General features: G+C 36.1%; 20 protein-coding genes. 8 read left to right on the top strand and 12 right to left on the bottom strand.

The window, feature by feature from the left end; translation table 11 throughout:
* Positions 1-236 precede the first annotated feature (236 nt).
* Together acs and AC1RNE_RS06635 are read left to right on the top strand one after the other, a co-directional pair.
* Positions 237-2,150, top strand: coding sequence for an acetate--CoA ligase (gene acs, locus AC1RNE_RS06640; RefSeq protein ID WP_492803609.1), 1,914 nt, complete (start codon positions 237-239; stop codon positions 2,148-2,150).
* A gap of 566 nt (positions 2,151-2,716) precedes the next feature.
* Positions 2,717-3,274, top strand: coding sequence for a septal ring lytic transglycosylase RlpA family protein (locus AC1RNE_RS06635; RefSeq protein WP_492800238.1), 558 nt, complete (start codon positions 2,717-2,719; stop codon positions 3,272-3,274).
* Positions 3,275-3,332: 58 nt separating this feature from the next.
* Here AC1RNE_RS06635 and AC1RNE_RS06630 read toward each other — a convergent pair whose 3' ends face one another.
* The 4 genes from AC1RNE_RS06630 to AC1RNE_RS06615 form a co-directional block, all read right to left on the bottom strand.
* A complete protein-coding gene (locus AC1RNE_RS06630) occupies positions 3,333-3,917 on the bottom strand; it encodes a hypothetical protein (RefSeq protein WP_492800237.1) in 585 nt (194 codons plus the stop codon).
* 215 nt (positions 3,918-4,132) lie between these two features.
* The gene (locus AC1RNE_RS06625; protein ID WP_492800236.1) at positions 4,133-4,990 is read right to left on the bottom strand and encodes an alpha/beta hydrolase family protein; all 858 of its coding nucleotides are present in this window, start codon (positions 4,988-4,990) and stop codon (positions 4,133-4,135) included.
* Between the two features lie 137 nt (positions 4,991-5,127).
* On the bottom strand, positions 5,128-6,279 hold the full coding sequence (locus tag AC1RNE_RS06620; protein WP_492800235.1) for a TolB family protein: 1,152 nt from the start codon (positions 6,277-6,279) through the stop codon (positions 5,128-5,130).
* A gap of 365 nt (positions 6,280-6,644) precedes the next feature.
* On the bottom strand, positions 6,645-6,857 hold the full coding sequence (locus tag AC1RNE_RS06615; protein WP_492800234.1) for a DUF2683 family protein: 213 nt from the start codon (positions 6,855-6,857) through the stop codon (positions 6,645-6,647).
* 435 nt (positions 6,858-7,292) lie between these two features.
* On the opposite strand from AC1RNE_RS06615, the gene AC1RNE_RS06610 reads away from it, so the two are divergent.
* Together AC1RNE_RS06610 and AC1RNE_RS06605 are read left to right on the top strand one after the other, a co-directional pair.
* On the top strand, positions 7,293-7,505 hold the full coding sequence (locus AC1RNE_RS06610) for a hypothetical protein (protein ID WP_492800233.1): 213 nt from the start codon (positions 7,293-7,295) through the stop codon (positions 7,503-7,505).
* A gap of 2 nt (positions 7,506-7,507) precedes the next feature.
* Entirely contained in the window at positions 7,508-8,257 is a 750-nt protein-coding gene (locus AC1RNE_RS06605) for a hypothetical protein (protein WP_492800232.1), read from the top strand.
* Between the two features lie 220 nt (positions 8,258-8,477).
* On the opposite strand, the gene AC1RNE_RS06600 is transcribed toward AC1RNE_RS06605, so the two are convergent.
* Complete coding sequence (locus AC1RNE_RS06600; protein ID WP_492800231.1) at positions 8,478-9,752, bottom strand: citrate synthase; 1,275 nt, start codon at positions 9,750-9,752, stop codon at positions 8,478-8,480.
* 262 nt (positions 9,753-10,014) lie between these two features.
* Here AC1RNE_RS06600 and pepT point away from each other — a divergent pair, with 262 nt between their 5' ends.
* Positions 10,015-11,265: a peptidase T gene (pepT, locus tag AC1RNE_RS06595; RefSeq protein WP_492800230.1), complete on the top strand. Its 1,251-nt coding sequence runs from the start codon at positions 10,015-10,017 to the stop codon at positions 11,263-11,265.
* An 18-nt stretch (positions 11,266-11,283) separates the two neighbouring features.
* Positions 11,284-11,451: a hypothetical protein gene (locus tag AC1RNE_RS06590; RefSeq protein ID WP_309914503.1), complete on the top strand. Its 168-nt coding sequence runs from the start codon at positions 11,284-11,286 to the stop codon at positions 11,449-11,451.
* A 56-nt stretch (positions 11,452-11,507) separates the two neighbouring features.
* Here the strand turns inward: AC1RNE_RS06590 and AC1RNE_RS06585 are convergent, their stop codons facing one another.
* Together AC1RNE_RS06585 and AC1RNE_RS06580 are read right to left on the bottom strand one after the other, a co-directional pair.
* Positions 11,508-12,122: a hypothetical protein gene (locus AC1RNE_RS06585; protein WP_492800229.1), complete on the bottom strand. Its 615-nt coding sequence runs from the start codon at positions 12,120-12,122 to the stop codon at positions 11,508-11,510.
* Positions 12,119-13,159 carry an AAA family ATPase gene (locus tag AC1RNE_RS06580; protein WP_492800228.1) on the bottom strand — a complete coding sequence of 347 codons (1,041 nt, stop codon included), beginning with the start codon at positions 13,157-13,159 and terminating at the stop codon, positions 12,119-12,121. Before AC1RNE_RS06580 ends, AC1RNE_RS06585 begins: the two co-directional genes overlap by 4 nt.
* Positions 13,160-13,282: 123 nt before the next feature.
* On the opposite strand from AC1RNE_RS06580, the gene polA reads away from it, so the two are divergent.
* A complete protein-coding gene (gene polA / locus AC1RNE_RS06575) occupies positions 13,283-16,138 on the top strand; it encodes a DNA polymerase I (RefSeq protein WP_492800227.1) in 2,856 nt (951 codons plus the stop codon).
* Between the two features lie 213 nt (positions 16,139-16,351).
* The gene (locus AC1RNE_RS06570; protein WP_492800226.1) at positions 16,352-16,933 is read left to right on the top strand and encodes a hypothetical protein; all 582 of its coding nucleotides are present in this window, start codon (positions 16,352-16,354) and stop codon (positions 16,931-16,933) included.
* 106 nt (positions 16,934-17,039) lie between these two features.
* Here AC1RNE_RS06570 and AC1RNE_RS06565 read toward each other — a convergent pair whose 3' ends face one another.
* From AC1RNE_RS06565 to AC1RNE_RS06545, 5 genes are all read right to left on the bottom strand, one after another.
* Positions 17,040-18,860 carry a RagB/SusD family nutrient uptake outer membrane protein gene (locus tag AC1RNE_RS06565; RefSeq protein ID WP_492800225.1) on the bottom strand — a complete coding sequence of 607 codons (1,821 nt, stop codon included), beginning with the start codon at positions 18,858-18,860 and terminating at the stop codon, positions 17,040-17,042.
* Positions 18,861-18,924: 64 nt separating this feature from the next.
* Positions 18,925-22,140: a SusC/RagA family TonB-linked outer membrane protein gene (locus tag AC1RNE_RS06560; RefSeq protein WP_492800224.1), complete on the bottom strand. Its 3,216-nt coding sequence runs from the start codon at positions 22,138-22,140 to the stop codon at positions 18,925-18,927.
* Positions 22,141-22,182: 42 nt separating this feature from the next.
* Positions 22,183-23,643, bottom strand: a complete 1,461-nt coding sequence (locus tag AC1RNE_RS06555; RefSeq protein ID WP_492800223.1) for a fasciclin domain-containing protein — start codon at positions 23,641-23,643, stop codon at positions 22,183-22,185.
* 69 nt (positions 23,644-23,712) lie between these two features.
* On the bottom strand, positions 23,713-25,374 hold the full coding sequence (locus tag AC1RNE_RS06550; RefSeq protein WP_492800222.1) for a fasciclin domain-containing protein: 1,662 nt from the start codon (positions 25,372-25,374) through the stop codon (positions 23,713-23,715).
* A gap of 61 nt (positions 25,375-25,435) precedes the next feature.
* A complete protein-coding gene (locus tag AC1RNE_RS06545) occupies positions 25,436-26,938 on the bottom strand; it encodes a RagB/SusD family nutrient uptake outer membrane protein (RefSeq protein WP_492800221.1) in 1,503 nt (500 codons plus the stop codon).
* Positions 26,939-26,977 lie beyond the last annotated feature (39 nt).

Raw genomic sequence — 26,977 nt, 5'->3', positions numbered from 1 at the left:
TGCAATGTTTTGTATTTCACCTTATAGATACGTCATTGATAGGTTTTTAAGCAAAATAAGATACTTTTATGGTAAAAGTTCAAAATATCAATCAAAAAACTATACTTTGTTTAGTAAGAATAGCTATATTATTTTAGCGTAAAACCTAGAAAAGTGTATTTGAATAAAAAAAATGTCTTGTACTTTTACGGTACAAAATATTAAATTCTGAAGCGAGTCAATATCATACAATTTATATATCCAAATTAATGATGAATTTACAAATTAGCTCTTTTGAAGATTACGAATCAGCATATAATCAGTCAGTAACAGACCCTGAAGGTTTTTGGGCAGAAATCGCTCAAAATTTTCAATGGCGTAAACCTTGGAAAAAAACATTGGAATGGGATTTTACAACAGCCACTACAAAATGGTTTGCTGGCGGTAAAATGAATATTACTGAGAATGCGCTTGATCGTCATTTGGCAACCCGTGGAGACCAAGCGGCCATCATCTGGGAATCTAATGACCCTAATGAGGAATCCGTGACGCTTACTTACAAAATGCTTCATCAAAGAGTTTGTCAGTTTGCCAACGTGTTGAAGAAACACGGTGCTAAAAAAGGAGATAGAATTTGTATATACATGCCAATGATTCCAGAATTGGCTATTGCAGTATTAGCTTGTGCGAGAATCGGAGCAATCCACTCAGTAGTTTTCGGAGGTTTTTCAGCACAATCAATTGCCGACCGTATTAACGATGCACAATGTAATATTGTCATTACTTCAGACGGTTCGTTCAGAGGAAATAAAGAAATTGGCCTGAAATCTACCGTAGATGATGCCTTAATTCAATGTCCATCCGTTCAAAAAGTAATTGTTTCTACCCGTACACGCACACCAGTTTCAATGTTGAAAGGTCGTGACGTATGGTGGGAAAATGAAGTAAAAACGGTATCGTCTGATTGTCCAGCAGAAGAAATGGATGCAGAGGATATGCTATTTATCCTTTATACCTCTGGTTCAACAGGCAAGCCTAAAGGCGTAGTACATACTTGTGGAGGCTATATGGTATATGCTACCTATACGTTTGCCAATGTTTTTCAATATCAGCAAGGTCAGGTTCATTTTTGTACGGCAGATATTGGTTGGATTACGGGACATTCATACATCGTTTATGGTCCATTGTGCCACGGGGCAACCTCTTTAATGTTTGAAGGCGTACCAACTTACCCAGATGCGGGTCGTTTTTGGGACGTGATTGATAAGCATAAAGTTGATATTTTATATACAGCACCAACAGCCATTCGTTCATTGATGGGCTTTGGGTTAGACTATGTCAACGGAAAAGATTTAAGTTCGTTAAAAGTATTAGGTTCAGTAGGAGAGCCAATCAACGAAGAAGCTTGGAATTGGTACAACGAAAATATCGGTAAAGGCAAATGTCCGATTGTAGATACTTGGTGGCAAACCGAAACAGGCGGTATTTTGATTTCACCGATTGCGGGCGTTACCAAAACAAAACCAGCTTATGCTACGTTGCCTTTGCCAGGGGTGCAACCAATTTTGGTGGATGAAAAAGGAGAGGAGATAACAGGCAATGGCGTTTCGGGTAATTTATGTATCAAGTTCCCATGGCCAGGGATTATTCGTACTACCTATGGCGACCATGAGCGTTGTATCCAAACGTATTTTTCTACCTATAAAAATCTTTATTTTACAGGCGATGGCTGTATGCGTGATGAAGATGGATATTACAGAATTACGGGACGTGTGGATGATGTAATTAATGTATCGGGTCATAGAATTGGTACGGCAGAGGTAGAAAATGCGATTAATATGCACTTAGGCGTTGTAGAATCTGCGGTAGTGGGGTATCCACACGATATTAAAGGACAAGGTATTTACGCGTATGTCATTTGCGAAAAAGTTCAGGGAGATGATTCAGACTTAACACGTAGAGATATTTTGGCGACTGTAACCCGTGTAATTGGACCTATTGCCAAACCAGATAAAATACAATTTGTAAGTGGCCTGCCTAAAACACGCTCTGGAAAAATCATGAGGAGAATTCTAAGAAAAGTAGCCGAAGGAGAAACCAATAATTTAGGTGATACTTCTACTTTGTTAGACCCAGCAGTAGTGGAAGAAATAAAAGCTGGAGCTTTGTAGTAACGAATAGATGAAGAGAAATTTTGAGGAGGTTTCGTTGATAGCGAAACCTCTTTTTTTAATAAATATACCTTGGTGATTCTTTGTTAATGTTTGTTAAACTAGCAAAATTTTCAAAATTTAATATGAAAACTTCATAAAAGATAGGCTATAGGTGGACAGTTTAAGAGAATTATTGCTTGAAAATTTGAAAAGTGTTGATAATCAGCTAATTTACAAGTGGAATAGGAGTAAGGGGTACAGTGAAAATAGTTGAGAAATTAAGATATTAACCTGATTTTATACATTTAGCCTTGATACTTGTTAAGGATTGTCATAGTCTATACATCCGAATTTTGGATAAAAAAGTGTAAATTGCACACTTGATTTAACAAATGGTATTTAAAGAAATAGTATTTGGTGAATTTTTTTTGCAATTTTTTAAGGTTTAAGTTAACGGTAGCGTATCTGAATATTAAATGATTGTTTCACGAAACCCTTATTGTAAAACGATTTGATATAATCTTTTTCAATATCAATTGTACTACATCGCTAGGCTTTTGCGGTAGGTTTCTAAATATGTTATTATGATTTTAAAAACAGTTTTCCTGCTTTTTACAGCCACAATTACTAGTTTATCAACTCCTTCCAAACCTAAGAAGACTTTACATGGAAAGATTTCGTATTATGCTAGTAAGTTCGAAGGGCGAAAAACTTCAAGCGGTCAACGCTACAAAGCCACTCGCAGAACAGCTGCACACAAATACCTTCCATTTGGTACTTTATTAGAAGTAACCAATCCTTCAAATGGTTTGGTGACGGTAGTGAAAGTAAACGACAGAGGGCCACATAGTAGAGGAAGAGTTTTGGATGTTTCTTATGCTGCGGCTAAAGATTTAGGGTTGATAGGCATAGGAACAGCCTCAGTTAAGATTAAAGTACTCTCTTTTGGTGATGGTGTTGTGAGTTTGAATGAAGAGGAAGATGAAATACCAATGGGTATAGACAGTACTCAACAAATATCAATGGTTGATGTGTTATTAAGCAGAAAACCAATGTATATGATGGTTGTCAGAGATTCAGAAGGAAGGTTTAGGTTGGATTCAACCGCTACCAGACCGATGAGTTTACCAGTAAAAGAATAAAAAAAATGCTTCGCCGAACAGCGAAGCATTTTTTTATGATTAAAACTAATCATTTGAATTATTTTCCTCCGAATCCGAAAGTCAAACCTGCATTTACCATGAAGAATTTAGAAGAAGTACTAAAGTCTGCATTTGTAGGTGAGCCATTATCATTTCCGTTTTTGTTATCGAAGATAAAGTTATAAGTACCTTCAGCAAAAATACCTAGATTACCGATTGGAATAGCGATACCAAATTTTGGAGCGGCTCCGAATTTTGAAGAACTACTCTCAGAACTTACACCTAATACATTTCCTTTTACTTTTGAAGTAAAAACACCTGCTTCTGCACCAATATATGGACGAACAACACCTGTTGTTAAATAGTATTCAAGCATCCCTGTAACAGGAATAATCGTATTTGTGAACTCGTAGCCAGTGCCTTTGAATTCTTCTTGGATAGATTTTACACCCACACCCACCGCAAATTGTTCAGTTACAAATACTTTTGCTTGTAAACCACCACCATAAAGACCCTTAGCATCTTTAGCATCTGGAGCGAAATATGAACCATGAATACCTAATGAGAATTGTGCAGTAGCTTTCTGAGTTGTAGCAACTAAAGCCGTAGCAAGGATGGCGAATGTTAAAAATAGCTTTTTCATATTTTAATAATTTTAATGAAGAGATAGAAATATTATTCTTCTGTTTGATGTAGAGATATAGAAAAAACCTATTCCATCTTAATAATTCCTTTAATGTGTGGCATTTTTTACACGATTGCATATCTATACGTCTATTAAGGAATAGATGGGCAAAAAAGAAATGGGGAAAATCATGTTGATTTTCCCCATTTCTATAGTAAAAAATACTCATTTGCTTACTTTGTCCCGATATATCTTTCAAAGAATTCATAAATTCTAAGCATTCTATCAATTTTCTGACGAACATTTCCCGACCTCGAAAGCTCGTGTGTACCTCCTGGCATTCGTACATATTCTACTTCTTTACCCATAATCTTTAATGATTTATACATCATTTCAGATTGGATGACACCAGTTCTTAAATCATTTTCACCATGCTTGATTAAAAATGGTGTGTTGATTTTATCGACATACGTATAAGGAGATTCTCGTGCTAAGATAGGTTTGATATTTTCTTCCCAAGGATAACCCCCGAAATAATTAGGCGTTAGTCGCCACGCGTTACCTTCACCCATAAAGGTAGATAGTTCATAAACCCCTCTTTGTGCAAAGGCAGCTTTAAAACGATGGTCGTGCGAAATAATCCATGCTGTTAAATAACCAGCATACGAACCTCCTGTGATTAACTGTTTAGAAGTATCCGCCCAACCTTCTTTAGCAGCATCGCTTGCAGCAGCTAATACATCTTCCGTAGGTCCTTTACCCCAATCCTGATAATTTGAAAACTGGAAATCTTTTCCATATCCTCCAGAACCACGTGGGTTAGCATATACTAAACCATAGCCTTGTGCACAGAAATATTGAAATTCATGCCACATCGAGCCTTCGCCTGGTCCCCACATCGCCGTTGGTCCACCATGCATATTTAACAATAAAGGATATTTTTTACCAGCTTCATAGTTACTAGGCTTCATAATCCAGTATTCTACCGACTGTCCCTTAGAGTTTTTGTAAACCCTTTTCTCAGGGAAACTCAAGGCTTTATTTTGTAGCCATTCATCATTATGCGCACTTAATTTGATGGCGTTTTTCATCAATACATCAGCAGTATATAATTCAGAAGGATTTTTTACTTCTGTTTTTGCAAAAACGATACGTTCTTTTGAGATGTCAAAACCGCTAATGCCCGAATCAAAATCGCTTAGTCGTTCTATTTTCTTGCTTTGAACATCTAATCGATAGATAGGAGTACCCCGTTTGAGCTTGCCGTAAAATAAACATACTTACTGTCGTCTGTCCATTCAAAATTATTGGCAGCCCTATCAAATACTACATTGGTTTTATTCGTACCGTCAGCATTGGCTAAAATAATTTGATTGAATCCTAACCAATCTGTTTTCGACATCGTAGCAATCAACAATTTTCCATCGGGTGATGGCGTAGCACCACTATACGAAATACCTTTTTCAGCAATAAGTTGTTTTGAATCCGAACCATCAGCGGTTAGTAACACAATAGCTGAATTAAGCTCACGGTCGGGGTGTTGCAAACTATCTCTACCGCTCGAAGCATATACTTTCTTACTATCAGCCGACCACGTTCCACCACTATACGACCAGAAGCCTTTTGTTATCTGAAAAGGTTTTGCTCCTTCTTTCGCATCAACCACAAACAATAAGCTAAAACGAATTTCAGGTTCAGTCGTAGATTCTCCTTGAAAATTCAGACGGTTAATTACTTTCGCTTTCTTATCTTCCACATCTTTTTCAAGATAAGCCCTGATTTCTTCAATGCTTCCATTTGGATTCGCTTTAATCTTTTTATCACCTTTCAAGAAATCGTTGTTTTTAAAACCAGCTTTTTCAATCGACCAAGAAGGGAGTTTTTTGTTAGGATTCAATAAGGAATCTTTCAATATATCTGAAAAAGTAACACTTATCGAAAAGAGAATCTTAGAGCCGTCTGGCGACCATTGGGGATTGTTAGCGCCGTATTTAAAGTCTGTTAATTGATATGCCTCTCCACCGTCTAAGGGCATAATAAATATTTGCGATTTCCCTTTTACACTTCGAGCAAAAGCAATCTGTTTGCTATCTGCTGACCATGTAGCACCACCTACGCTTTCAGTACCGCGAGTTAACTGTTTAACCGTTTGGAAGTCAGTAAGCCATAGATGCGAGCGATAATCAAAGTCTAGTTTATCGGTTTCGCTACCTTCGTTGGTTCTTAATACATAAATAGCTCTTTTGCCATCGGGCGAGATAGATACATTGCCAGCTTGTTTGATTTTGGTCATGTCAGTAACCAAAATCTTCTCCTTTCCTTTCTGTGCAAAGGATAGGTGAGATAATAGTAAAACTAAAAATAGTAGCGTTTTTTTCATGATTGATGAAGGATTTTAGATTTTAACAAATCTAATAAAAAAAGGCTATATTCCCTCATTGGTTCAAGTACTGGTCTTTGGATTTCCTAATACCTAAAACCACATAGAGCATTTGCTCGTTCTAAGAATTAGCTAGGAATGTTTTGGGGGTGAGATGTTCTTTGAATTTTCTAACCATGGTCTGTGGCACACAGAACATAACGCTAAATTTTCATATCCATAGTTTATAAACTAAAATAGTCAAGCCAAGTATTGTGTTCTGTGTGCCACAGACCACGGTTTAGGCATGAATTCCATTTGCTTGGCAAATATGATGAAACTAGTAAAGGCATGCCATGAGTAGTTTATAAAATCTATGCGGTAACTTATTCAATACCTAAAAAGTCTTTAAGATTTTCTTTTTCAACACTTATAAAATTACCGTCTTTATACTCTTGTCGGCTTTGTTGAATCTTATCTACAAATTCAGGGTTGTACTCGCTTTTAGGGTCAGCCACTTGAACAAAGTTCAAAGAGTTAATTAACTGCATAAAAAAAGCAAACTTATTTTCGGGAATATTGAGCGTTACCTGATTCATGACTGAATGTGGAATAAAGTTTGAATCCTCATTTTAGCAATAAAAAGTGATTATCAACGAAAGTTAAATAATATATTGATATACCTAATTTAGCGTATAAATCAACTATATTCAAGAATATTAGCAATGAGATATAACCTAATCAGCAATCTCGAAAATATTTGTTACATCATTAGTTCAAGAGATGGTTTGTTTGACACTTGAACTAATCGTGTCTCTATAATAACAGACTATTAGTACCGAATAATAAATATACTGCATAATTATTCAAATAGTTCTTTCAATATGTTCTTACATAACTTATATTTAAATCATATTCTTAAATAGAAAAGAAGAAACTTATATTCTATTTTTTATTTAGCTTAGTATAAGATTTAATTAACTTATCAAGAGATATTTTTAACATAATTTTCAATTAATAGAAATATAATAATTATGCTGACAGAACAATTAGGTAGATTAAAAAAATCTCTTATTGACAAGGGAGATAATGCTAGAAGTGCTAACGAAGATAAATTATTAGAAGAACTTGTGTTTTTAGATAAAGACATTGTAATTCCTAATATTATCGAAAAAGGAGTGTTGACAGAAAGGATTAAATCATATGGTGGTTCAATTACTTGTCCTCACTGTGGTCTAAAATTATAAAAATGGCTATAGGAGCATTTATTGTAACTCAGAATCCCAGTGACTCGAGAGATATTTATTTCCATATTGCTTCCAATGTGACGGAAATCCCAGAAGACCAGCAAATATTCTCAGAAGAAGTTCATCGAACTTTAACAGTTATTCAAGGTTTATTTCCTGATGGTAATCCTAAATTTTTGGGTTATTATAATAGTCTGTTGGGTTTATGCCAGTTTGCTGTTGTTGGTTCTCTTGCACAGCCATCATATGGACTTCGTGCACTTGCTATTTATCAAGCAGACGTTGTAGCACGAGAAGGAGGACGGCTAAAGAATAATTATATGAAAAAATTAGGTATAAATGCCTTGTATATGGCTATCCCATCTATAATAGCTATTTATTTGTATTTACAATATAATATAATTGATTTGGCAACTACTTGTTTTTTTGCCATTTGGGGTGGATGTATGACGGGTGTTTGGTTATCCTTCGGTTCAAGAAAGACTATTTTGAAATTTGAGACTCTACATATTTTAGAAGAAGACCGCTTAGAACCTATTATTCGATTAATATTTGCTGGTCTTTTAACAATTACACTAGCTCTAATATTTGTAACTAATGTTCTAAATATTACTATTGGTCAGTTAGTAACTACTAATATCAACAAAGATTTAAAAGTAGCTTTATTGTTAGGATTATTTTGTGGGCTTAGTGAGCAGGTATTATCGTCTGCGGTTACTGCACAAGCCTCTAAGTTTTTCAAATTTGATTAATGGTTATATGTTTTTTTAGGGATATAATTTATGATAATTATTGAAATTACTTTTATGTAAATTGATAGGTTAGATAGGTAACTAACATAACTTTATAATTTGTATTCAGTTCGACATAGCTTATCAGTGAGATAATGGGAGTTTTTACCCACAATAAAAACAAAAAAGAGGTGTCTTACTTATCGCAAAACACCTCTTTCAATATATCTGTTAAGAAAAACTATTTTCTATCAGCAAGATTAACATAAGCACGTTCAGTAGCACCTACATATACTTGACGTGGGCGGCCGATAGGCTCTTTGTTAGCTTTCATTTCTTTCCATTGAGCAATCCAACCTGGAAGACGACCAATTGCAAACATTACTGTAAACATATCAGTTGGGATACCTAATGCACGGTAGATGATACCTGAGTAAAAATCTACGTTTGGATATAGCTTACGTGCTACGAAGTATTCGTCACTCAAAGCTGCTGCTTCTAATTCTGAAGCAATTTTCAATACTGGATCATTGATACCTAAAGCTGCTAACACATCGTCTGCTGCTTTTTTGATGATTCTAGCACGAGGGTCAAAGTTTTTATAAACACGGTGACCAAAGCCCATCAAACGGAAACCAGAGTTTTTATCTTTCGCCATCGCAATGTACTTAGAAGTATCACCACCATCTGCTTTGATAGCTTCTAGCATTTCAATTACTTCTTGGTTAGCACCACCGTGTAGTGGTCCAGAAAGTGCATTGATACCCGCCGAAATTGAAGCATATAAACTAGCATGAGAAGAACCTACTAAACGAACTGTAGAAGTTGAACAGTTTTGTTCGTGGTCAGCATGAAGAATCAATAATTTATTTAGAGCTGACGCAACCACAGGATTAACTTGGTAAGGAGCAACTGGTAAAGCAAACATCATGTTCAAGAAATTTGAACAATAATCTAAAGAGTTGTTTGGATAGTTTACTGGATGACCTTGAGATTTTTTGTAAGACCAAGTAGCCATTGAAGGCATTTTAGCCATTAAACGAATAATGTTTAATTCATCAGCCCCAGCTTTGTCGCCTGTGTAGAAAGCAGACATTGCACAAACCATTGCAGAAAGTACGCCCATAGGGTGTGCATTTACAGGGAAACCTTCAAAAATTTTACGCATATCCTCGTTAACGATGGTGTGCATTTTGATTTCGTTTTCGAAGGCGGCATATTGCTCTGTAGTGGGTAGTTCACCGTAGATTAACAAATAAGCAACTTCCAAGAAAGTAGCTTTTTCTGCTAATTCTTCGATAGAATAACCTCTATAACGAAGAATCCCTAGTTCACCGTCCAAAAACGTAATAGCACTTTTTGTTGCTCCAGTGTTTTTATAACCAGAATCAATGGTGATATGACCTGTTTCATCACGGAGTTTGGCAATATCAATTGCTTTTTCATCTTCACTTCCTGTTATTACAGGAAATTGATACTTTTTGTCACCTAACGAGAGTTCTGCAAATTCTGACATAACCTATAATTTATTGGGCTTTATCTTGAAAAAATATGTTTTTATTTTGTTGATACGAAATTAAATGAAAAATCCTCTTTCTAATGGATAAGTGGGTTTTTCTTTGCAAAATTTAGATAGTTGTTGAAAAAATTCTATTTTTCAATAAGAACCTTATATTCTGTAATAATCTCGTCGCAAGTTAATCACGAAAATTTAAACCTTTGTTACCTTTGTAAATAAAATACCTTAATAATTAAACAGACAATTTAAAACACGCTAAATGCTAACTAATTATAAAAATACATCGACAGAAAGATTTTTGAGATACGTACAAATTGATACGCAGTCTGACCCCAATTCACCTTCTCAACCTTCTACCTTTAAACAAAAGGATTTAAGTAAAGTTTTAGTTCAGGAATTGATTGAAATGGGCGTGAAAGATGCCCATTTAGACGAATTTGGCTATGTTTATGCTACTATTCCTAGTAATTCAGCCAAAAATGTTCCTGTCATTTGCTTTTGTTCGCACGTAGATACTTCTCCCGACTGTTCAGGTGCTAGCGTAAAGCCAATTATTCATTATAATTATCAAGGGCAAGATATTGCCTTACCAGATGATAATTCGCAAGTCCTCAAATTGACCGAACATCCAGACTTGGCACATCAATATGGCAACGATATCATAACGGCAAGCGGAACTACTTTATTAGGGGCAGACAACAAAGCTGGTGTAGCTGAGATAATGGATGCGGCTTATCATTTAGTCAATAATCCTGCTATAACACATGGTACTATCAAGATTTTGTTTACACCCGATGAAGAAATCGGAAGAGGAACAGCAGCAGTAGATTTACAGAAATTAGGAGCAGACTTTGGCTATACGATAGATGGCGAAACTTTAGGTTCATTAGAAGATGAAACCTTTTCTGCTGATGGTGTGAAAATTACTATTCAGGGAGTAAGTCAGCACCCAGGTTTTGCTAAAGGTAGAATGGAAAGTGCGTTGAAAATTGCAGCCGAAATTGTAGCGAGTCTTCCAAAAGACAGTCTATCGCCAGAAACAACAGAAGGCATGGAAGGCTTTATCCATCCTGTTGGTATTTCGGGCATGGTAGAAACAGCCACCATTGAATTCATCATTCGCGATTTTTCTGAAGAAAAACTTCATGCCCATAAAGCTAAATTGAAAGAAATAATGGACGATGTTTTAGCTAATTATTCACACTCAAAAGCTATCTTTGAAGTATTTGAACAATACCGCAATATGAAGGAAGTATTGGACAAAACACCACAAGTAACAACCTATGCTTTAGAAGCTATTCAAAGAAGTGGCATTGAAGCTAAACAAATGAGTATCAGAGGAGGTACGGACGGGTCAAGGCTTTCATTTATGGGTTTGCCTTGTCCAAATATTTTTGCGGGCGAGCATGCTTTTCATGGAAAACATGAGTGGGTTTCTGTACAAGATATGGAAAAAGCTACGGAAACTATTGTAAATTTGTGTAAAATTTGGGAAGAAAAAACACACTAACAATTACAGATAAATCAAATGATTAAGATTAAAAACGAAGCTGAATACGAAAAAGCCTCGGAACGAGCAGACAAACTTTACAATGCCAAAAAAGGCTCGTCGGAATACAACGAATTACAAGCATTATTAAAGGCGCTAAAAGCCTATGAAGATGATTTTGTAAAGATGTTGAAAGATGAGTATTGAAAGGATTTAAAGGAAAATAACGGTTGTTTCTGGGATGGAGACAGCCGTTGTTTTATTTAGAGTGTTTCAATAAATGATTTTACTTGGTTATGGAAAAGCTTGAAGCTTTTAGATTGTTTGGCTAGTTCTTCAAAGTCGGCTTTAGTTGCAATTTCAAGGGATATCTTTTCGATTTTAATTTGATTTGCGTTACTATCTCCGTATAACCTTTTCTTTATCTCATCTTTATTTCTACTTTCAAGAGAATTATTTGAGATTTTATTTTCACTTTTTTGCTGATATAAAATCCAATAATCTATGGCTTGAATCGGTACGAATAATATTGTTTTATCTTCAAATTTACTATAAAGGTTTCCTAACTTATTTTTCATTTCTTCGATTTTTGCATAATACTTGGGCATATTATCTTCAAAATCTGATTCATCTAAATCAATACCCGCAATAAAGAGTTTTACATCATTTCTATTTATAAATGATGTGATATAATGGTCTTTAATTTTCGATAAAATAACAGATGAGCTTGATTTGCCTCCACTAGGTTTCATTTGTCTGCTTGAAACCAATTGAATATTAGGTTTTTCTATTTCAAAAACTCTTTTCAAATAAGTTTCTAGAAATGCATACTCAGCGTATCCTTCGCCAAGTAAGGTGTAGATTAATTTTTCTTTCATGCTGGTACACCTCCCATTAGACCCATAAACCAATTTTCGCCAATATTATCTGTATAGTTAATTGGTTCAATACCAAATTCTTTTGCTTTAACAATACTAGGTTCAATAATATCTTTTTGAAGATTTTTAACAAAAGTTGCTCCTTCTTCGTCTTTATCAAAAATAAAAACTGATTCTGGCATTGTGCTAAATTCTTCCAAAACATGTTCGTTATGACTTGTCATAATTACCTGAATATCTTTATCTTCTACTAATTGAAAAATAAATTTCATGATTTCATGAATTCTTCGTGGATGAATACCTTTTTCTGGTTCTTCTAATAATAATAATTTGGGTGGATTTGGTTGATGAATAATACAGAGAAGAGCGAGAAAGTATAAAACCCCTTCTGAAACTTCGTCTGCCCAGTAATCATTATCCTCTTTATCAAAAAGCTTTAATCTTAATTTATTTCCTTCTGCTGGTGTACCAATTGAAACTAAATCCTCTATACATTTGGCTAAATTATCCTCAAGGGTTTTGAATAACTTTTTATGATTCTGACCTAAATTAAATAAGAAAGGAACTAAGTTTGAGCAGTTAGGTAATAATTTATCCGCCGAGTTTAAATCCGCAAGTTTTGTAAACGTATTTGGGTCTGGTTTATAAATGTTGGATTCCTCAACATAAGAAGATATTGAATCATGTCCATTTTTAACAAGAACTATTGTATCTTCTAAATTTTTGTTAGAAAGATTTATATTAATTTCTTCTGATACGAATAAACCAAATTTATCACTTGTACCTTCAAGTTTTATTAAGCTTTTTTTGTTATAATTTTCTATGTAGAAAGAAATGCTTAAAATATTTTCCAAATTCCTCTTAAAAAGTAAAGTACTGTCATATATACTTTTATCTTCTTTTGTAAAAAACTCCAACCCTTTCAAAAAATTACTCTTCCCCGAATTGTTTGGACCAATCAGTAGGTTTACTTTTTGGAGTTCGAGCGTCACATCTTTAAGGCTCTTGAAGTTCTGTATTCTTACTTTTCGTAACATCTTCTTTTCATTTATTTACACAATATTAACCATCTTTTCAATCTTCGTGAAACAGAACCAATAGATTTTGGTATTTTTGAGGAAATCTTGTCTTTCAAGACATATACTCTTCGTTACAATCAGATGAAAAAACTATTTCTTCTCGACGCAATGGCCTTGATTTATCGTGCGCACTTTGCTTTCCAGAAAACTCCTCGTATTACTTCTAAAGGACTGAATACCAGTGCGGTGTTTGGGTTTACTAATACATTGTTGGAAGTACTCACTAAGGAAAAACCTACGCACCTTGGTGTGGCTTTTGATACGGCTACTCCGACTTTCAGACACATTCAGTTTGAAGCTTACAAGGCTCAGCGTCAGGCTCAACCAGAAGATATTACCATTGCCATTCCTTATATCAAACGTCTTTGTGCAGCCATGAATATTCCCATGTTAATCATGGAGGGCTATGAAGCTGATGATATTATCGGAACGATTGCCAAAAGGGCTGCTCGCGAACATGAAGATATGGAGATTTATATGATGACGCCCGATAAAGATTACGGTCAGCTCGTTGAAGAACGTATTTTTATGTATAAGCCTGCTTTTATGGGCAAACCAGCAGAGGTATTGGGTGTAAAAGAGATTCTAGACCGTTGGGGTATTCTGGATGTTTCGCAGGTGATAGATACTTTGGGTTTGATGGGCGATGCATCTGATAATATTCCTGGGATTCCGGGAATCGGAGAGAAGACTGCCCAAAAGCTCATTCAGGAATATGGTACTTTGGAAAACCTTATCGAAAACGTAGATAAACTGAAAGGAAAACAGCAGGAAAATGTTAGAAATTTTGCGGTACAAGGGTTGTTATCGAAAGAATTGGCGACGATTCACTGTGAAGTACCTGTAATTTTTGATGAGGAGGATTTAAAGGTTTGTGACGTAAATAAAGAATTACTTTCTCCGCTTTTAGATGAACTAGAATTTAGAACATTACGCCGAAGATTATTAGGAGAAGAGAATACTGAGCAAGTTTCTGTTAATACGGAACCGAAAAAATCTATTGCTTCGGGTAAATCAAAAACAGCGACTGGACAATTTGATTTGTTCGGAAGTATTGTGGAAGAAAAGAAATTAGAACTTTTTGATATTAGCGAAGGTGATGATAATATATCCCATCAAAAAGCAACAATTAATACAACGGTACATCAATATCATTTGATTGATACACCAGAACTACGCCAGTCATTAATTCATTTTTTGAGTTTGCAAGATGAAATTTGTTTCGATACCGAGACTACTAGTGTAGATGCTGTAGAAGCAGAATTAGTAGGAATGTCGTTTGCTTACAGAACTGGCGAAGCATATTATGTACCTACCCCTGCAAACAGAGAAGAGGCGCAAGCCATCGTAGATGAATTTAAGCCAATTTTTGCCAATGAGAAAATTGAAAAAATTGCCCAAAATATCAAATATGACTTAATGGTGCTTTCGCAATATGGTGTGGAGATAAAAGGTAAAACGTATGATACGATGTTGGCCCATTACATCATCGAGCCTGAAAAACGCCACGGGATGGATATTTTGGCGGAGGACTTCTTGCAGTATACCCCCGTCTCGATTGAAGAATTGATTGGTAAAAAAGGTGCTAAACAAGGCAATATGCGTGAGGTAGAGTTTGAGAAAATCAAAGAATACGCTGCCGAAGATGCTGATATTACTTTACAGTTAAAAGGGAAATTACATCCTATTCTAGCCCAAAATCCGAGTGCAGTAAAGCTATTAGAAGAAGTAGAGATGCCTCTGACCCAAGTGCTTTGTGATATTGAAATGGAGGGAGTGAAGCTAGATATAGATTTCTTAAAAGTGATGTCAAAAACTTTGGAGAAAGATATGCTAGAGGTACAAACCAAAGTATTTGAATTAGCAGGACAAGAATTTAATATTGGCTCGCCAAAACAATTAGGAGAGATTTTATTTGATAAATTAAAACTCGACCCTAAAGCTAAAAAGACAAAGACTGGTCAGTATATGACGGGTGAAGAGGTATTGTCTAAATTGGAATCTGAACACGAGATTGCTCGTAAAATTCTGGATTTTAGAGAATTACAAAAGCTTAAATCTACGTATGTAGATGCCCTGCCATTGATGATTTCTCCACGAACTGGTCGTATTCATACGTCATTTAATCAGGCTGTTACCGCTACTGGTCGTTTGTCAAGTACCAATCCTAACTTACAGAATATTCCTATTCGTACACCGCGAGGTCGTGAAATTAGGAAGGCATTTATTCCTAAAAATGATGATTTTTTAATTCTTTCAGCCGATTATTCGCAGATAGAATTACGTATTATGGCGGCTGTTGCCAATGACGAGTCGATGATTGAAGCCTTTAACCAAGGGCGAGATATTCACGCAACTACGGCAGCCAAGGTATTCAATGTTAGTTTAGATGAAGTAACCTCTGATATGCGTAGAAAAGCCAAAACCGTAAACTTTGGTATTATATACGGCGTTTCGGCTTTTGGTTTGGCACAGCAAATTGCTATTTCCAGAACCGAAGCCAAAGAAATTATTGATAGCTATTGGCGAGAGTTCCCAGCTATTAAACGATACATGGATACTGCTGTAATCAATGCGCGTGATAAAGGGTATGTAGAAACCATTTTGGGAAGAAGACGTTACCTGCGTGACATCAATTCAAATAACATGGTAGAGCGTGGTTTTGCTGAACGTAACGCCGTAAACGCACCGATTCAAGGGTCGGCTGCGGACATGATTAAGTTGGCGATGATTAAAGTAAATAACTTTATCAAAGAAGAAAAATTACAATCACGTATGATTCTGACAGTGCATGATGAATTAGTATTCGATGTACATAAATCAGAATTGGAATTGATGAAAGAAAAAGTAAATGAATTAATGGTAAATGCGCTTCCTTTCCCTGTAAAAATGGAAACAGGTATGGGCGTTGGCTTGAATTGGTTAGAAGCACATTGATTTGGAGTGTAGCGTATTGGAATATGCAGTGAGGAATTACAGCTTTGACAACTTTTAAAAGTTGTCAAAGCTATTCAAAAAGTTGACAAACCTATATAATTTACTATATTTGAATATCTTCAACTAAACCATTCCCACAACTTTGTGAATATACTATACAACCTTTACCTTAGTGTACGACGTAACGAGTACCTTTCATTTTTTGTGATTTGGATGAGGTATCTCATTGGTTTTGCTTTTGTGCCCTCTGGGCTTACCAAATTAATGGGAAACCGTTTTACAACTATCCCAATTTCTAATCCAATCGGATTCTTCTTTGAAGCCATGTACCAAACAGGTATCTACTGGCAATTCTTAGGTTTTACACAAATACTTGCTGCATTATTATTAATGACACAACGGTTTGCTACCATCGGAAACCTTATTTTCTTAGGTATCATTACCAATATCTTTCTGATAACCTTTTCGATGAATTTTGCGGGGACAGTCTATATCACATTCTTATTATTGATAGCCTCAATCGGATTATTACTGTGGGATTTCCCTAAATGGAAAACACTTTTCTTCTCAGATAACTTTACCGTAAATATTGAACTGGAAAACCTACCTACTTATAATGCATGGTGGATATATACAGGACTTGTTTTCTTTATTGAATCATTATTATTCAGCACACTCACCTCAATATTCAAGGATGTTAAAATAGTAATGGCTTTATTGATATTGATTATTGTTACCGCTATCATATCGTTGGTTTTGTATAAGAGATATGGGACTGCGGTCAGGAAAGACTAATAAATAAAAATCCATCCGCTCTACTAGAACGGATGGATTTTATTAGATTCGTCAATATCAGATTGGTCAACTTTTAAAAAGTTGACCAATCTCTGACTCAATATATCTATTGAATCTTAAAAGGCAAAAACCAATTGTCTTTATTCATCAATTTACTTCTTATCGCAGCTGCGTTAGGGTTGTTAGCTTTTCTTAATTTATCATAGATTTTATCTGCTAAGAATGCAGGGTTATCTCTACGAAGTGCTACTCTTAAAAGGTCGCTCCAACGGTGGCCTTCAAAAGCAAGCTCTAAAGCTCCTTCATCTAAGATAGAATTTTCAATAGATAATGTACTATCACCAACTACTGCTACGTCTTTCAACATCGCTCTACCTCTGATTCCCGTAGCCAAGTGCCATGATGAACGATAACGCACTGGGGCATCACCGTTTCTTGCATCAAAGTCATAAGGAGGAACATCAAAAGTATTCATCAAGTTAGTTTTATCAGTAGATGTACCATTATAAGTAGCGGCTACTCCACTGTTCATTAAAGCAAAGGCCAATTTTCTACGACCTTCACGATTGGCTGCTTCAGCAAATTTTAAGTGTACGTTAGCTGCTCTGTTCAAGAACCAACGACCATTCTTTTCTTGTAAACTTTTACCAACTAAAGTAAGTACCGAACCCGTTAAGTTTGGATTAAGATAGTTATACAAATACTTGTACACAACAGGTCTACCATTGACCATTTTATACGACATTCTTCCGCGGGCATCGAATGAGAAATTGTTCGTTTGTGTTTGCGAATTCCACATATCCTGTGCTTGTTGCGAAGGCTGTAATAAATAGCTACCACCTACATTCGAGAAAAGATCAATGAATGGGTTTTGAGGTAAAAATTTATTGTCAAATGGTAGTAACCACAACCATTCAGGGTCACGCGAGATAGAGGATGTATTAGAAGTACCATTATAGTTAGTATTCGAACGATCACGTGCGAAAAGTGAACGCCAGCCAGTACTATTGTTATCCAATAATCTACTTTCGTCGTTGATATTACTATCATAACTTACCGCTACTGGCCCCATACCACTTGATATTTGTCCACGTGTAATTTTGTATAAGTGATACCAAGTATTGATGTCTGTTGCTTCATAACCAAGACGGTCAGATGTCGTCATGATATATTTATACATCGTAGCAGCCTTGTTAAATTGGTTATCCCATAAGTACAAATCACCTAACAACACGTGTTTTTCAATAAAGAAAGTAGTAGGAGAGTAGCCATCTACGTTGTTTGACACAAAAGTGTTATCTAACGTATAAGGGTCAAGATACACACTTGGAATCGTTTCCATGGCCGTAATAAGCTGTTTTACCATTTCTTTTAATGGAATAGAAGGCTTACTAGCAATAGCCGAAACGTCTGACACTTGTTCTATCGTTTCAGTAATGTAGGGTACATTATTGAAATGGATTGCCAATTGTAAATAAAGCCAACTTCTCAGGGCTATTACATCAGCATAACGTTGGTTGTATTCGGTTCTTTTTATTTTGTTAGACTCCACCATAATCTTGAAATTCTTCAAGATGTCGTTACAGTTAAGAATTACTTCATAATAAGGACGAGGGTCAGCATAAGCATTATTAGCAGAAACACTGTGATTGTTGATTTCACGGAGTGATAAATCAGCATTTTCAGTAACATCGAGCAAGTCAGCACGAAGTTCGTTTAATACTACATATTGTTTAGCAAGCTTCGAAAACTTACCATATAAGCCAATAATGGCAGCATCTGCATCATAGATGTCACGATACATTTGCTGGGTAGTTAGGGCTTCTTCAGGGTCAAGGTCAAATACCTTTGAACACGAGGAAGTACCAATCCACACACAAGAAAGTACACCTAGATTGATGATTATTTTTCTAAAAATTGATTTCATCTTATTTCGATAATTTTAACGATTAATAATTTCAGTTTACTGAGGGTTCTTGTTAAGCTTAATCTTATAAACCTATTTTAACGCCTAAGTGAAATGATTTTTGGATAGGCTCTAATGCATTATCAACGCCTTGTCCTACTACTGCATTTGTTGCACTAAATTCTGGGTCATACCCAAGGTATTTTGTCAGTGTCAATACATTGTTTGCCGAAGCATACACTGTTAAATACTTCAAAAGACTTTTGTTGACAGAGAAATTATAAGAAACTGAAATTGATTTTAATCTAAAATATGAACCATCTTCAATCCATCTGTTTGAGAAACGTGAGTTTTGAACAGGGTCACCATACGTAGCTCTTGGAATATCTGTTATTTGTCCTTCTCCTCTCCAACGAGTTACCATTGCTTGCGATTGATTTAAATAACCATTACCAGACTCTAACACTCTGCGTGTATAATTATATACTTCGTTACCAGATACAAAGCTACAAAGGGCATCTAACGTCCAGTTTTTATAGATTATACGGTTGTTGATACCACCATAAAAATCAGGATTTGGGTCACCGATAATCTTTTTGTCTTGGTCATCGATTATTTTATCGCCATTTACATCTTCAAATCTTATGTCACCACCTTTGAAAGCTCTTAAAGAACCATCTGCCAGTCTCGACATATAACCATCTGCTGCTGCTGCCGCATCCGTAGCATATACACCTCTTGAAACATTGCCATAGAATGCATTTGGACTTTCACCTACTCTGCTCAAGAACGAAGCCTGTCCGTAGTTAGAAATGATGTCTGCATTACCATTCGGAAGCTTATCTAACTTTGTTTTTGATGTGGCGATGGTAACACCAAAATCCCACTTCAAGTCTGATTTGTTCAATAATTTAATATTCAAACTAGCTTCTGCTCCTGTAGTACTCATCGCTCCACCGTTTGTCATTACATAGCTTAATCCCGTTACTGTTGGCAATTTTTCAGCCACAATCATATCGGTTGTTTTATTGTTAAATACATCAACACTTAAACTCACACGCTCATGAAGAATATTCATGTCTAATCCAGCATTGAATTTTGAAACGCTTTCCCATTTCAAGTTCGGATTAGCAATGTTTCCACGTACAATACCTTGAAGACCTAATAAGTTTTGGCCAACATAATATTGCTTAGAAGCATAGTTACCGATATCGTCATTGCCAACACGACCAGTAGATACACGAAGTTTCAATAAATCGAAAGGACCATCTGCTAAGAATTGTTCAGAAGAAAGCAACCAAGCCGCAGAAACCGAAGGCATCAATGCAAATGGTGTGTTGCCAATTCTGATAGCATCGCTGGTTGATACACTTTTACCAAAGCGAGACGACGCATCCATTGCTACGTTGAATGATAAGAAGTATTTGTCTGAATAAACATAATTCAAGTTCAAATAAGTGTTCATCCAGTTGTATGTACCAATGCCTCCTTGAATATCATTGTAAATAACAGAACCATTACCCACACTGATTAATTGGTCAGTAGCTGAGTTATACCCGAAGATTTTGTCTTGTTCTATTCTTGAATTAATAAAACGTACTCCTAAGCGTCCTGATAAATCATGAACGTTTTTAAAAGTTTTATTAAATGCTAAATACGTTTCGTTTGAAACATTGAACAAACGCTTCGTTTGTGAGCTCAACTGGTTAAGAGCCAATACGTTTTTAAGGGTATCGCTCACTAAACCATAGTTTGGTATAAAGCGGTTTTCTTTGATTTTATCAAACGTAACAGCAATGTTAGTTCCGATTTTTAACGCACTCGAAAAAGCAAATTGGAAATCAAGTACACCAAAGAAACGATAAGCTTTGTTACCACCAATCGTGCTTGTAGCAGCCACCGCAGGGTTACCTACTGAGAAAATATCTTCGTCTGCATAAAATGGCGAGAATATACCCGTATTTGAAACACTATAATCTGTTAAGAATGGTGCTTTTACCAATGATAAATAGATTGGGTTAGTCTTAGAAGCAAAACCAAAATCTTTTGTTTCGGCTTCGTTATAAGAGAAACTCAAATTGGCAGCAGCAGTAAGCTTACGGCTAAGGTTCATGTCTGCATTAAAACGCGTGCTGTATTTTTCTAACGTAGAACCAACCACACCATTTTTATTGCTCAAATAATTGATTGAAAGAGCATATTTTGCAATGTTGTCACCACCAGTTACACGCAAATACATGTTGGTTAATGGCTTGCTAGCATATACTTTCTTTTGCCAATCTGTTTCGTTATGATAAGTATAATAGTCAGGGTTGGTAGCCTTATTATCATTCATATATGGCAAGCTTTCAATCTGTGAATTTGAATAGCCTGACGAAGATAAAATATCTGATAAATAACTTCTATAGCTATTAACATTCATAACAGGCAAATCTTTAGGAGCCATGTTTACCCCGCCATACATCGCAAAGTCAATTTTTGTTCCTAATTCTTTCGCTCTTGATGTAGTAATTAAAATTACGCCATTCGCCGCCTTTGTTCCGTACAATGCTGCTGCAGAGGCATCTTTTAACACCGTAATGTTACTGATATCTCTTACATCAATGTATCCTAATGGATTATCGAAATAATTACTATTCAGCGAGCTTCCATATACGCCAGCATCATAAATGATATTATCAACTACATAAAGCGGGCGATTGGTACCTTGCAATGAATTTAAACCACGCAAAGTAGTGAATGTTCCGCTGTTAGCAGTACCCGAATAGCGTGTGTTGTTCAAACCTGCTACTCTACCTTGTAAATAACTATCTGGAGAATCTGTAATTTTTGACCAAGCATCTGGCACAGGCAATGAACTTGTAGCACCTACTACACGCTTTCCTATTGAAATTCCTGTTGGCAAAACATATGATTTTTCAAGGCCAGTTTGGTCTTGAATAACAATGTTGATTTTACTGCGTTTTGCTACAGCAATTTCAGTACTCTCATACCCTGGGCATTCAACCGAAATTGAAACCATTGGATTAGGAATACTTAATTTAAATGTACCATCTTCAGCAGTAATAGACGAAGTCATGCTTTTATAATACACCCTTGCACCAGTCACAGGTTTACCTGTTGATGCACTGATAATAACCCCCGAAATTTCGGTATTATATTTTGGATGAATTTTAACTACTTCCTGAATTTTGGTTTCCTGAGCCTGTACAGCTGAGCCGCACAGTACTAATCCACAAAAAGATGCTAAAGCGACAGTCGTTTTGGGGAATGTTTGTATATTTTTTATGAAATACTTCATTAGAATCATCGTTCGTTTTTTGGCAAAATATTATGTAGCAAACTAAAGAACTGGTACAAGCTTAATGTAATCCAGAGACATGGCATTGGTTCCGTTGGCTACTAAATATAGGCTTAGTGTACCATAAGAACTTACTGTGTACTCACCGAGTAATTGTTCTGTATAATTCTTCACTGGCAGTGCCGCTGCTGGATAAGCAAAGGTTGCTGAACTCAACGAGGCCATCGCTAACTTTTGGTTAATGGTAAAAGTGGCTGTTTCGCCCGTTGCAGTGTTTGAAGCATACAAATCGTTTATCGCTACCCAGTACACTCTGTATTTAATAGATGGTGTTTCAGGTAAGTTATAACGAAGCCAGAAACCTGCATTACCATGCCCAACCACAAAAACTGATTTCGAAGTTGTATTAGTCAATGGATTTAATAAAGTACGTGTCGCAATTACAGTAGAGGCAAGGCTTGATGCTGTTGGCATTCTGCTAGCATAATTTTCACCTTCAACAATGATTGGCTTAAACTTCTCGTTGACAGCTACGCTAATTTTATTCAATACATATACCGTTCCATTACTTACTTTAATCGTTTGCACGATAGCCGACTTATCAATCGTAAGATTTACATCAAATTTTGATTTTAACGTAGCTGGAAGTTGATTGATTGAATATTCTCCTTCAATAGCCAAATCCTTAATGGTTTCATAAGCAGCTTTGCGGTAAGTACTATCCGTTGTGCTAGTTTTGAAATATGGAGAAATTTTTGTCACTTCCTGACTGAATACATCATTTGCCAAAAGAAAATAGGTGTATTTTTTCGACTCATCATTCAAATCATATACGCCTTTTGTGAAAGAGTTTACTGTTTCGTAACCTGTTCCTGGGCGATATACTGGCAAACCAGTAGTTGCGCTAATACTATCAATCGTAGCTTTACTAGCATTAAATACCTGTGATGTAAGGTTGATAATGGCTGCATTTTGAGAAAAAGTAGCTTTGGTACTATTGACATATTCCCATAAAGAAGGTAATACAGAAACCGCCGAACCAATAACATGTAATATACCATTGCCTACATACTTGTTAGAAGATGTAATGGCTGCTGTAGCAAAAACATCCTTCCCGAAAGTAACATATTTACCATTGACCAAACCAACCGTTTCGGTGGAGGTTGTGGTAGGCATAATATGACTCTGTAAAGCAATGTGATTACCTACAAAGGCCTTTAACGCTACCGAGTCGTTGATGATGGTAGTACTTAAGCTAGCTAAGGCATCGTTGGTAGGAGCCCACACTGTATAGTTTTTAGAAGAAGAAAGTACTTTGCTATACCCCGATTTCTCTAAAAGTTCTTTGAACTTACTCAAGTTAGTTTGTGCACTAATTTCAGCAAATAAGGTTTTTCCTAAATCATCATTTGCAGATACTAAGCGGTCATCCCAAGTCTTACACGATAGTAGGATTGTTCCCCAAAAGGCAATTAGTAAAAAGTATAAGTATCTTATTTTCATTTGAATGCTTTTAATATTTATAATATAAGTCTCTTTATTGACCAGTTTCTATCATCGGAATACAAGCGGTTACTCATTAATCAGCGTACCGTCTGGTAAATGGCGAGGACTAATTTGATTCTGATTGATTGGAATGAACTGAATCATATCGATGTTGTTTGGCGAGTGCGTACCATTGATAGCCTGCAAACGGAAAGTATGTCTATCTGTCGTTTTAATATCAATCGTTCCAAGCAAACGTGCTGCCGCATTGATGTCTGTTCCTGGCGACATAAAAATTTTCCAACCTAATGATTCTAATTCTCCAGCAGATAATGAAGGAACTTGATCGATAAATAAGAAAGGACGCGTAAGCGTTTCGCCATCAATAGCCCCTGTACAAGTAATTGTAAAGCTGTTTGATGTACGTTGACGTCTGTAGCACATCCATACTTTATACTTACCTTTTGGAATAATTGGCGTTTTCATATCAAGCCATAAGTTTCTACTAGGTACACCCATTGGTACTTGTAGGTAATCTCTTTTGGCAGCGTTTTCAGAACCCGCATATACATAAGTAGGAGGGAAGCTGGCATTTGCCCAAGTGATGTCTTTCAATACAGTACCTACTGGGAAAGCATAAGTTCTTTTACCATAATATGTCGAAAGCTTTTTGATTTCAGGGAAATCGCAAACGTCCCAGTCAATTCTGATAGGTAAACGTAACTTTACGTTGTAGTCTCCTAAACTGCTGTGTACTACACCATTAGTGGCAGTGTTGTCGCTTAGTGTACGTGATAATTCAACACCTACTTCTCTTACTCCGTTAAAAATATCGTCGTTCAATAATACAGTTTGTCCCTCTAGTTTAGAACTAACTACTGTAGGTTCTGTAGATACCTTTGTGATGTGTGACGTAGCCGTAATAATATCCCCCAAATATTTAGCCCCATCTAGGATATGGTATGCCACATAAATATTAAGGCTGTCTGTTTTAAGTTTTGGATTACCCGTCTTCGAATATCTCGCTTTCAGCTTCGCATAGTCTGTAAAACCACCCTTTGCTAATACAGTGTTCGACTCCGCTACCAAAGTCATAAAGCGTTTGTCGATATTCTCGTTAATGACATTTAGCGAATCATAATAGCCAGTTTCTTTCAATGCCTGTGTAAAGATTGAATAGTCTGGATTATCACCTACAAATTGTGCAATTGTTTTAGTAGCAGGTTTCAATACTGCATCCAAAATATGCAACATTCCGTTACCCGTTTTGATGTTCGACTCAGTGATATTCGCTTGGCGATTTAATGTATAGCTTGAACCCTCAGTGCCATTAGTTACTCCTGATAGCAAGTATTGTCCATACATCGTTACTAAAGGTAATTTACCATCTTTAAAAGAGTTGGTAGTAAGGGTATCTCTGATTACGTGAATTTTCACGATACCTTGAGCCTCCTCTTTAGTAAGTTGGTCTGTTGTTTTGCCAATTTGAGTTAAATAAGCTTTCACGGCAGTGTTAGTAGGAGCAAACATCGTATAAGCTCCGTAAGCATCCAAAAAACCACTATAGCCAGACTTGTCAATCACTTTGGCAAAATCTGAATACTTTTCAGGGTATTTCAGGAGGTAACTATATAAGTTGGCATCACCCGTGGTGCTTTCAACAATTTTTACGTCCGTACAGCTCATAATACCTAGCCCTATTAATAGGCTAAGCAATGGTAATGTGAGCGATTGTATTAACTTTTTCATTTTCTTATTTTTTTAATGTCTCCAAAATCATCTTGAAAAATCTTGTTATAACCTTTGCTGGTTACTTATAAAATGGATTCTGAACCAAAAGTGTATTTGTTTGAAGTTCATATAGATAAATCGGCAAATAGTGACTATTAGGGTCCTTGATTTTAGCAATCGCAGATTGTTGTCTCTCGCTCGGAACACTTCTGGCTGTTAAATCAATCAATAAGTCAAGACGCTTATAATTACTTCTTTTGGCATGTCTAAGTACATCAAACCAACGTTTTCCTTCAAAGGCAAATTCTCTGGCACGTTCATCCAAGATATATTCCAACACACCCCCTACACCATCAATATTGGTAGGCTCTGGCGACTTTTCAGTTTGTGGAATTGCCCAAGCTCTTTGACGAATTTGCTTAACAATGGCTAACGCTTCTGTTCCTCTATTAAGCAAGGCTAAAGCTTCAGCTTTCATCAAGAGTACATCTGCATAACGATACACGATAAAGTTAAAAGGAGTATCACCTGTCAGACGGTCGTACTTTCTAATTACCCCCGTAGCTGTACTTAAAGAAGCATCATCAGCACGTGTGTCATAATTAGTAGGGTCTATGATATCTTCTGTGAAAAGTGTTTCAGTTACATAAGTGGTAGATTGGTATCTTCTATAAGTACTAGAAGCACCCGAACCAAAAATGGCATAGAAAGGATAAGTAGTAGCTACAAATCTGATTACATAATCACTACCATGAGCCAACTCGAAAATACCTTCGTTTGAATTTCCCGCTTTGATGGTATTGAACCAAGATATACTTCTTTCTGGGCTTGAAACTAAACCGAATTTAGCACTTGCAATTACTTTATTCGTAGCAGCCAACGCTTCAGTTGGTTTTTCCATCCACAAATACACATCAGCCTGTAAGGTATTTACCATGTGTTTTGTTATTCTACTATGGTCTTTTTCTTTGTTGCCATAAGTACTTGGAATATCCTTCTCTGCTTCTTCTAAATCCTTTACAATCTGTGCAAGAATAATATCTTTACCCGATTTTGCTAAAGGAACAATCTCATCATCACTACTAGTTGCCGACAGTTTCAATGGCACATCTCCGTATAATCTTACTAAATAGAAATACATCCATGCTCTCATGGCTTTTGCTTCAGCAACGTGCCCTTTCAAAGCTGTTTCTGTATAAGTCTTATCTTTGTCTAATACAGTTGGAGCAAACTCTACTACAGTATTACTGTAATTAATAATACGATAGAAATCTCTCCAGTCTGTCAAGGCATTCGTTGGTAGAATATTACTACTCATGATGTCTAGTTCAGCATTGGTAATTCTGAATGAACTAGTAACCATATCTGCTCTGATTTCACCCAGAATGAACATTTTTTCAGGCAAACCATCTATCAAAGAAGCATAGATACCACCTACTGCAGACTCTACTTGTTCTTTATTTTGCCAGAATCGGCTCTGCACGATTCCGTCTTGTGGGCTCAGTGTTAACCAACTGTCGCAAGAACTAGCAATCAGTAATGAGCTTACACAAATCAGGTTATAAAATATTTTTTTCAACATTGTATTTTTATCTATAATTGTTGTATCTATATTGATTAT

Source organism: Arcicella sp. GW822-FHT02H01 (assembly GCF_058802005.1).
This window is presented reverse-complemented; position numbering and strand designations above follow the sequence as displayed.

What these genes read in the sequence shown, in the direction of transcription:
- AC1RNE_RS06635 (WP_492800238.1), top strand. Translation starts at nt 2,717, where the DNA reads ATGATTTTAAAAACAGTTTTCCTGCTTTTTACAGCCACAATTACTAGT.
- AC1RNE_RS06630 (WP_492800237.1), bottom strand. Translation starts at nt 3,917, where the DNA reads ATGAAAAAGCTATTTTTAACATTCGCCATCCTTGCTACGGCTTTAGTT.
- AC1RNE_RS06570 (WP_492800226.1), top strand. Translation starts at nt 16,352, where the DNA reads ATGAGGTATCTCATTGGTTTTGCTTTTGTGCCCTCTGGGCTTACCAAA.
- AC1RNE_RS06620 (WP_492800235.1), bottom strand. Translation starts at nt 6,279, where the DNA reads ATGAAAAAAACGCTACTATTTTTAGTTTTACTATTATCTCACCTATCC.
- AC1RNE_RS06610 (WP_492800233.1), top strand. Translation starts at nt 7,293, where the DNA reads ATGCTGACAGAACAATTAGGTAGATTAAAAAAATCTCTTATTGACAAG.
- AC1RNE_RS06590 (WP_309914503.1), top strand. Translation starts at nt 11,284, where the DNA reads ATGATTAAGATTAAAAACGAAGCTGAATACGAAAAAGCCTCGGAACGA.
- AC1RNE_RS06625 (WP_492800236.1), bottom strand. Translation starts at nt 4,990, where the DNA reads ATGAAAAACGCCATCAAATTAAGTGCGCATAATGATGAATGGCTACAA.
- AC1RNE_RS06585 (WP_492800229.1), bottom strand. Translation starts at nt 12,122, where the DNA reads ATGAAAGAAAAATTAATCTACACCTTACTTGGCGAAGGATACGCTGAG.
- AC1RNE_RS06565 (WP_492800225.1), bottom strand. Translation starts at nt 18,860, where the DNA reads ATGAAATCAATTTTTAGAAAAATAATCATCAATCTAGGTGTACTTTCT.
- polA (WP_492800227.1), top strand. Translation starts at nt 13,283, where the DNA reads ATGAAAAAACTATTTCTTCTCGACGCAATGGCCTTGATTTATCGTGCG.
- AC1RNE_RS06615 (WP_492800234.1), bottom strand. Translation starts at nt 6,857, where the DNA reads ATGAATCAGGTAACGCTCAATATTCCCGAAAATAAGTTTGCTTTTTTT.
- AC1RNE_RS06580 (WP_492800228.1), bottom strand. Translation starts at nt 13,159, where the DNA reads ATGTTACGAAAAGTAAGAATACAGAACTTCAAGAGCCTTAAAGATGTG.
- pepT (WP_492800230.1), top strand. Translation starts at nt 10,015, where the DNA reads ATGCTAACTAATTATAAAAATACATCGACAGAAAGATTTTTGAGATAC.
- AC1RNE_RS06550 (WP_492800222.1), bottom strand. Translation starts at nt 25,374, where the DNA reads ATGAAAAAGTTAATACAATCGCTCACATTACCATTGCTTAGCCTATTA.
- AC1RNE_RS06605 (WP_492800232.1), top strand. Translation starts at nt 7,508, where the DNA reads ATGGCTATAGGAGCATTTATTGTAACTCAGAATCCCAGTGACTCGAGA.
- AC1RNE_RS06545 (WP_492800221.1), bottom strand. Translation starts at nt 26,938, where the DNA reads ATGTTGAAAAAAATATTTTATAACCTGATTTGTGTAAGCTCATTACTG.
- AC1RNE_RS06555 (WP_492800223.1), bottom strand. Translation starts at nt 23,643, where the DNA reads ATGAAAATAAGATACTTATACTTTTTACTAATTGCCTTTTGGGGAACA.
- AC1RNE_RS06600 (WP_492800231.1), bottom strand. Translation starts at nt 9,752, where the DNA reads ATGTCAGAATTTGCAGAACTCTCGTTAGGTGACAAAAAGTATCAATTT.
- AC1RNE_RS06560 (WP_492800224.1), bottom strand. Translation starts at nt 22,140, where the DNA reads ATGAAGTATTTCATAAAAAATATACAAACATTCCCCAAAACGACTGTC.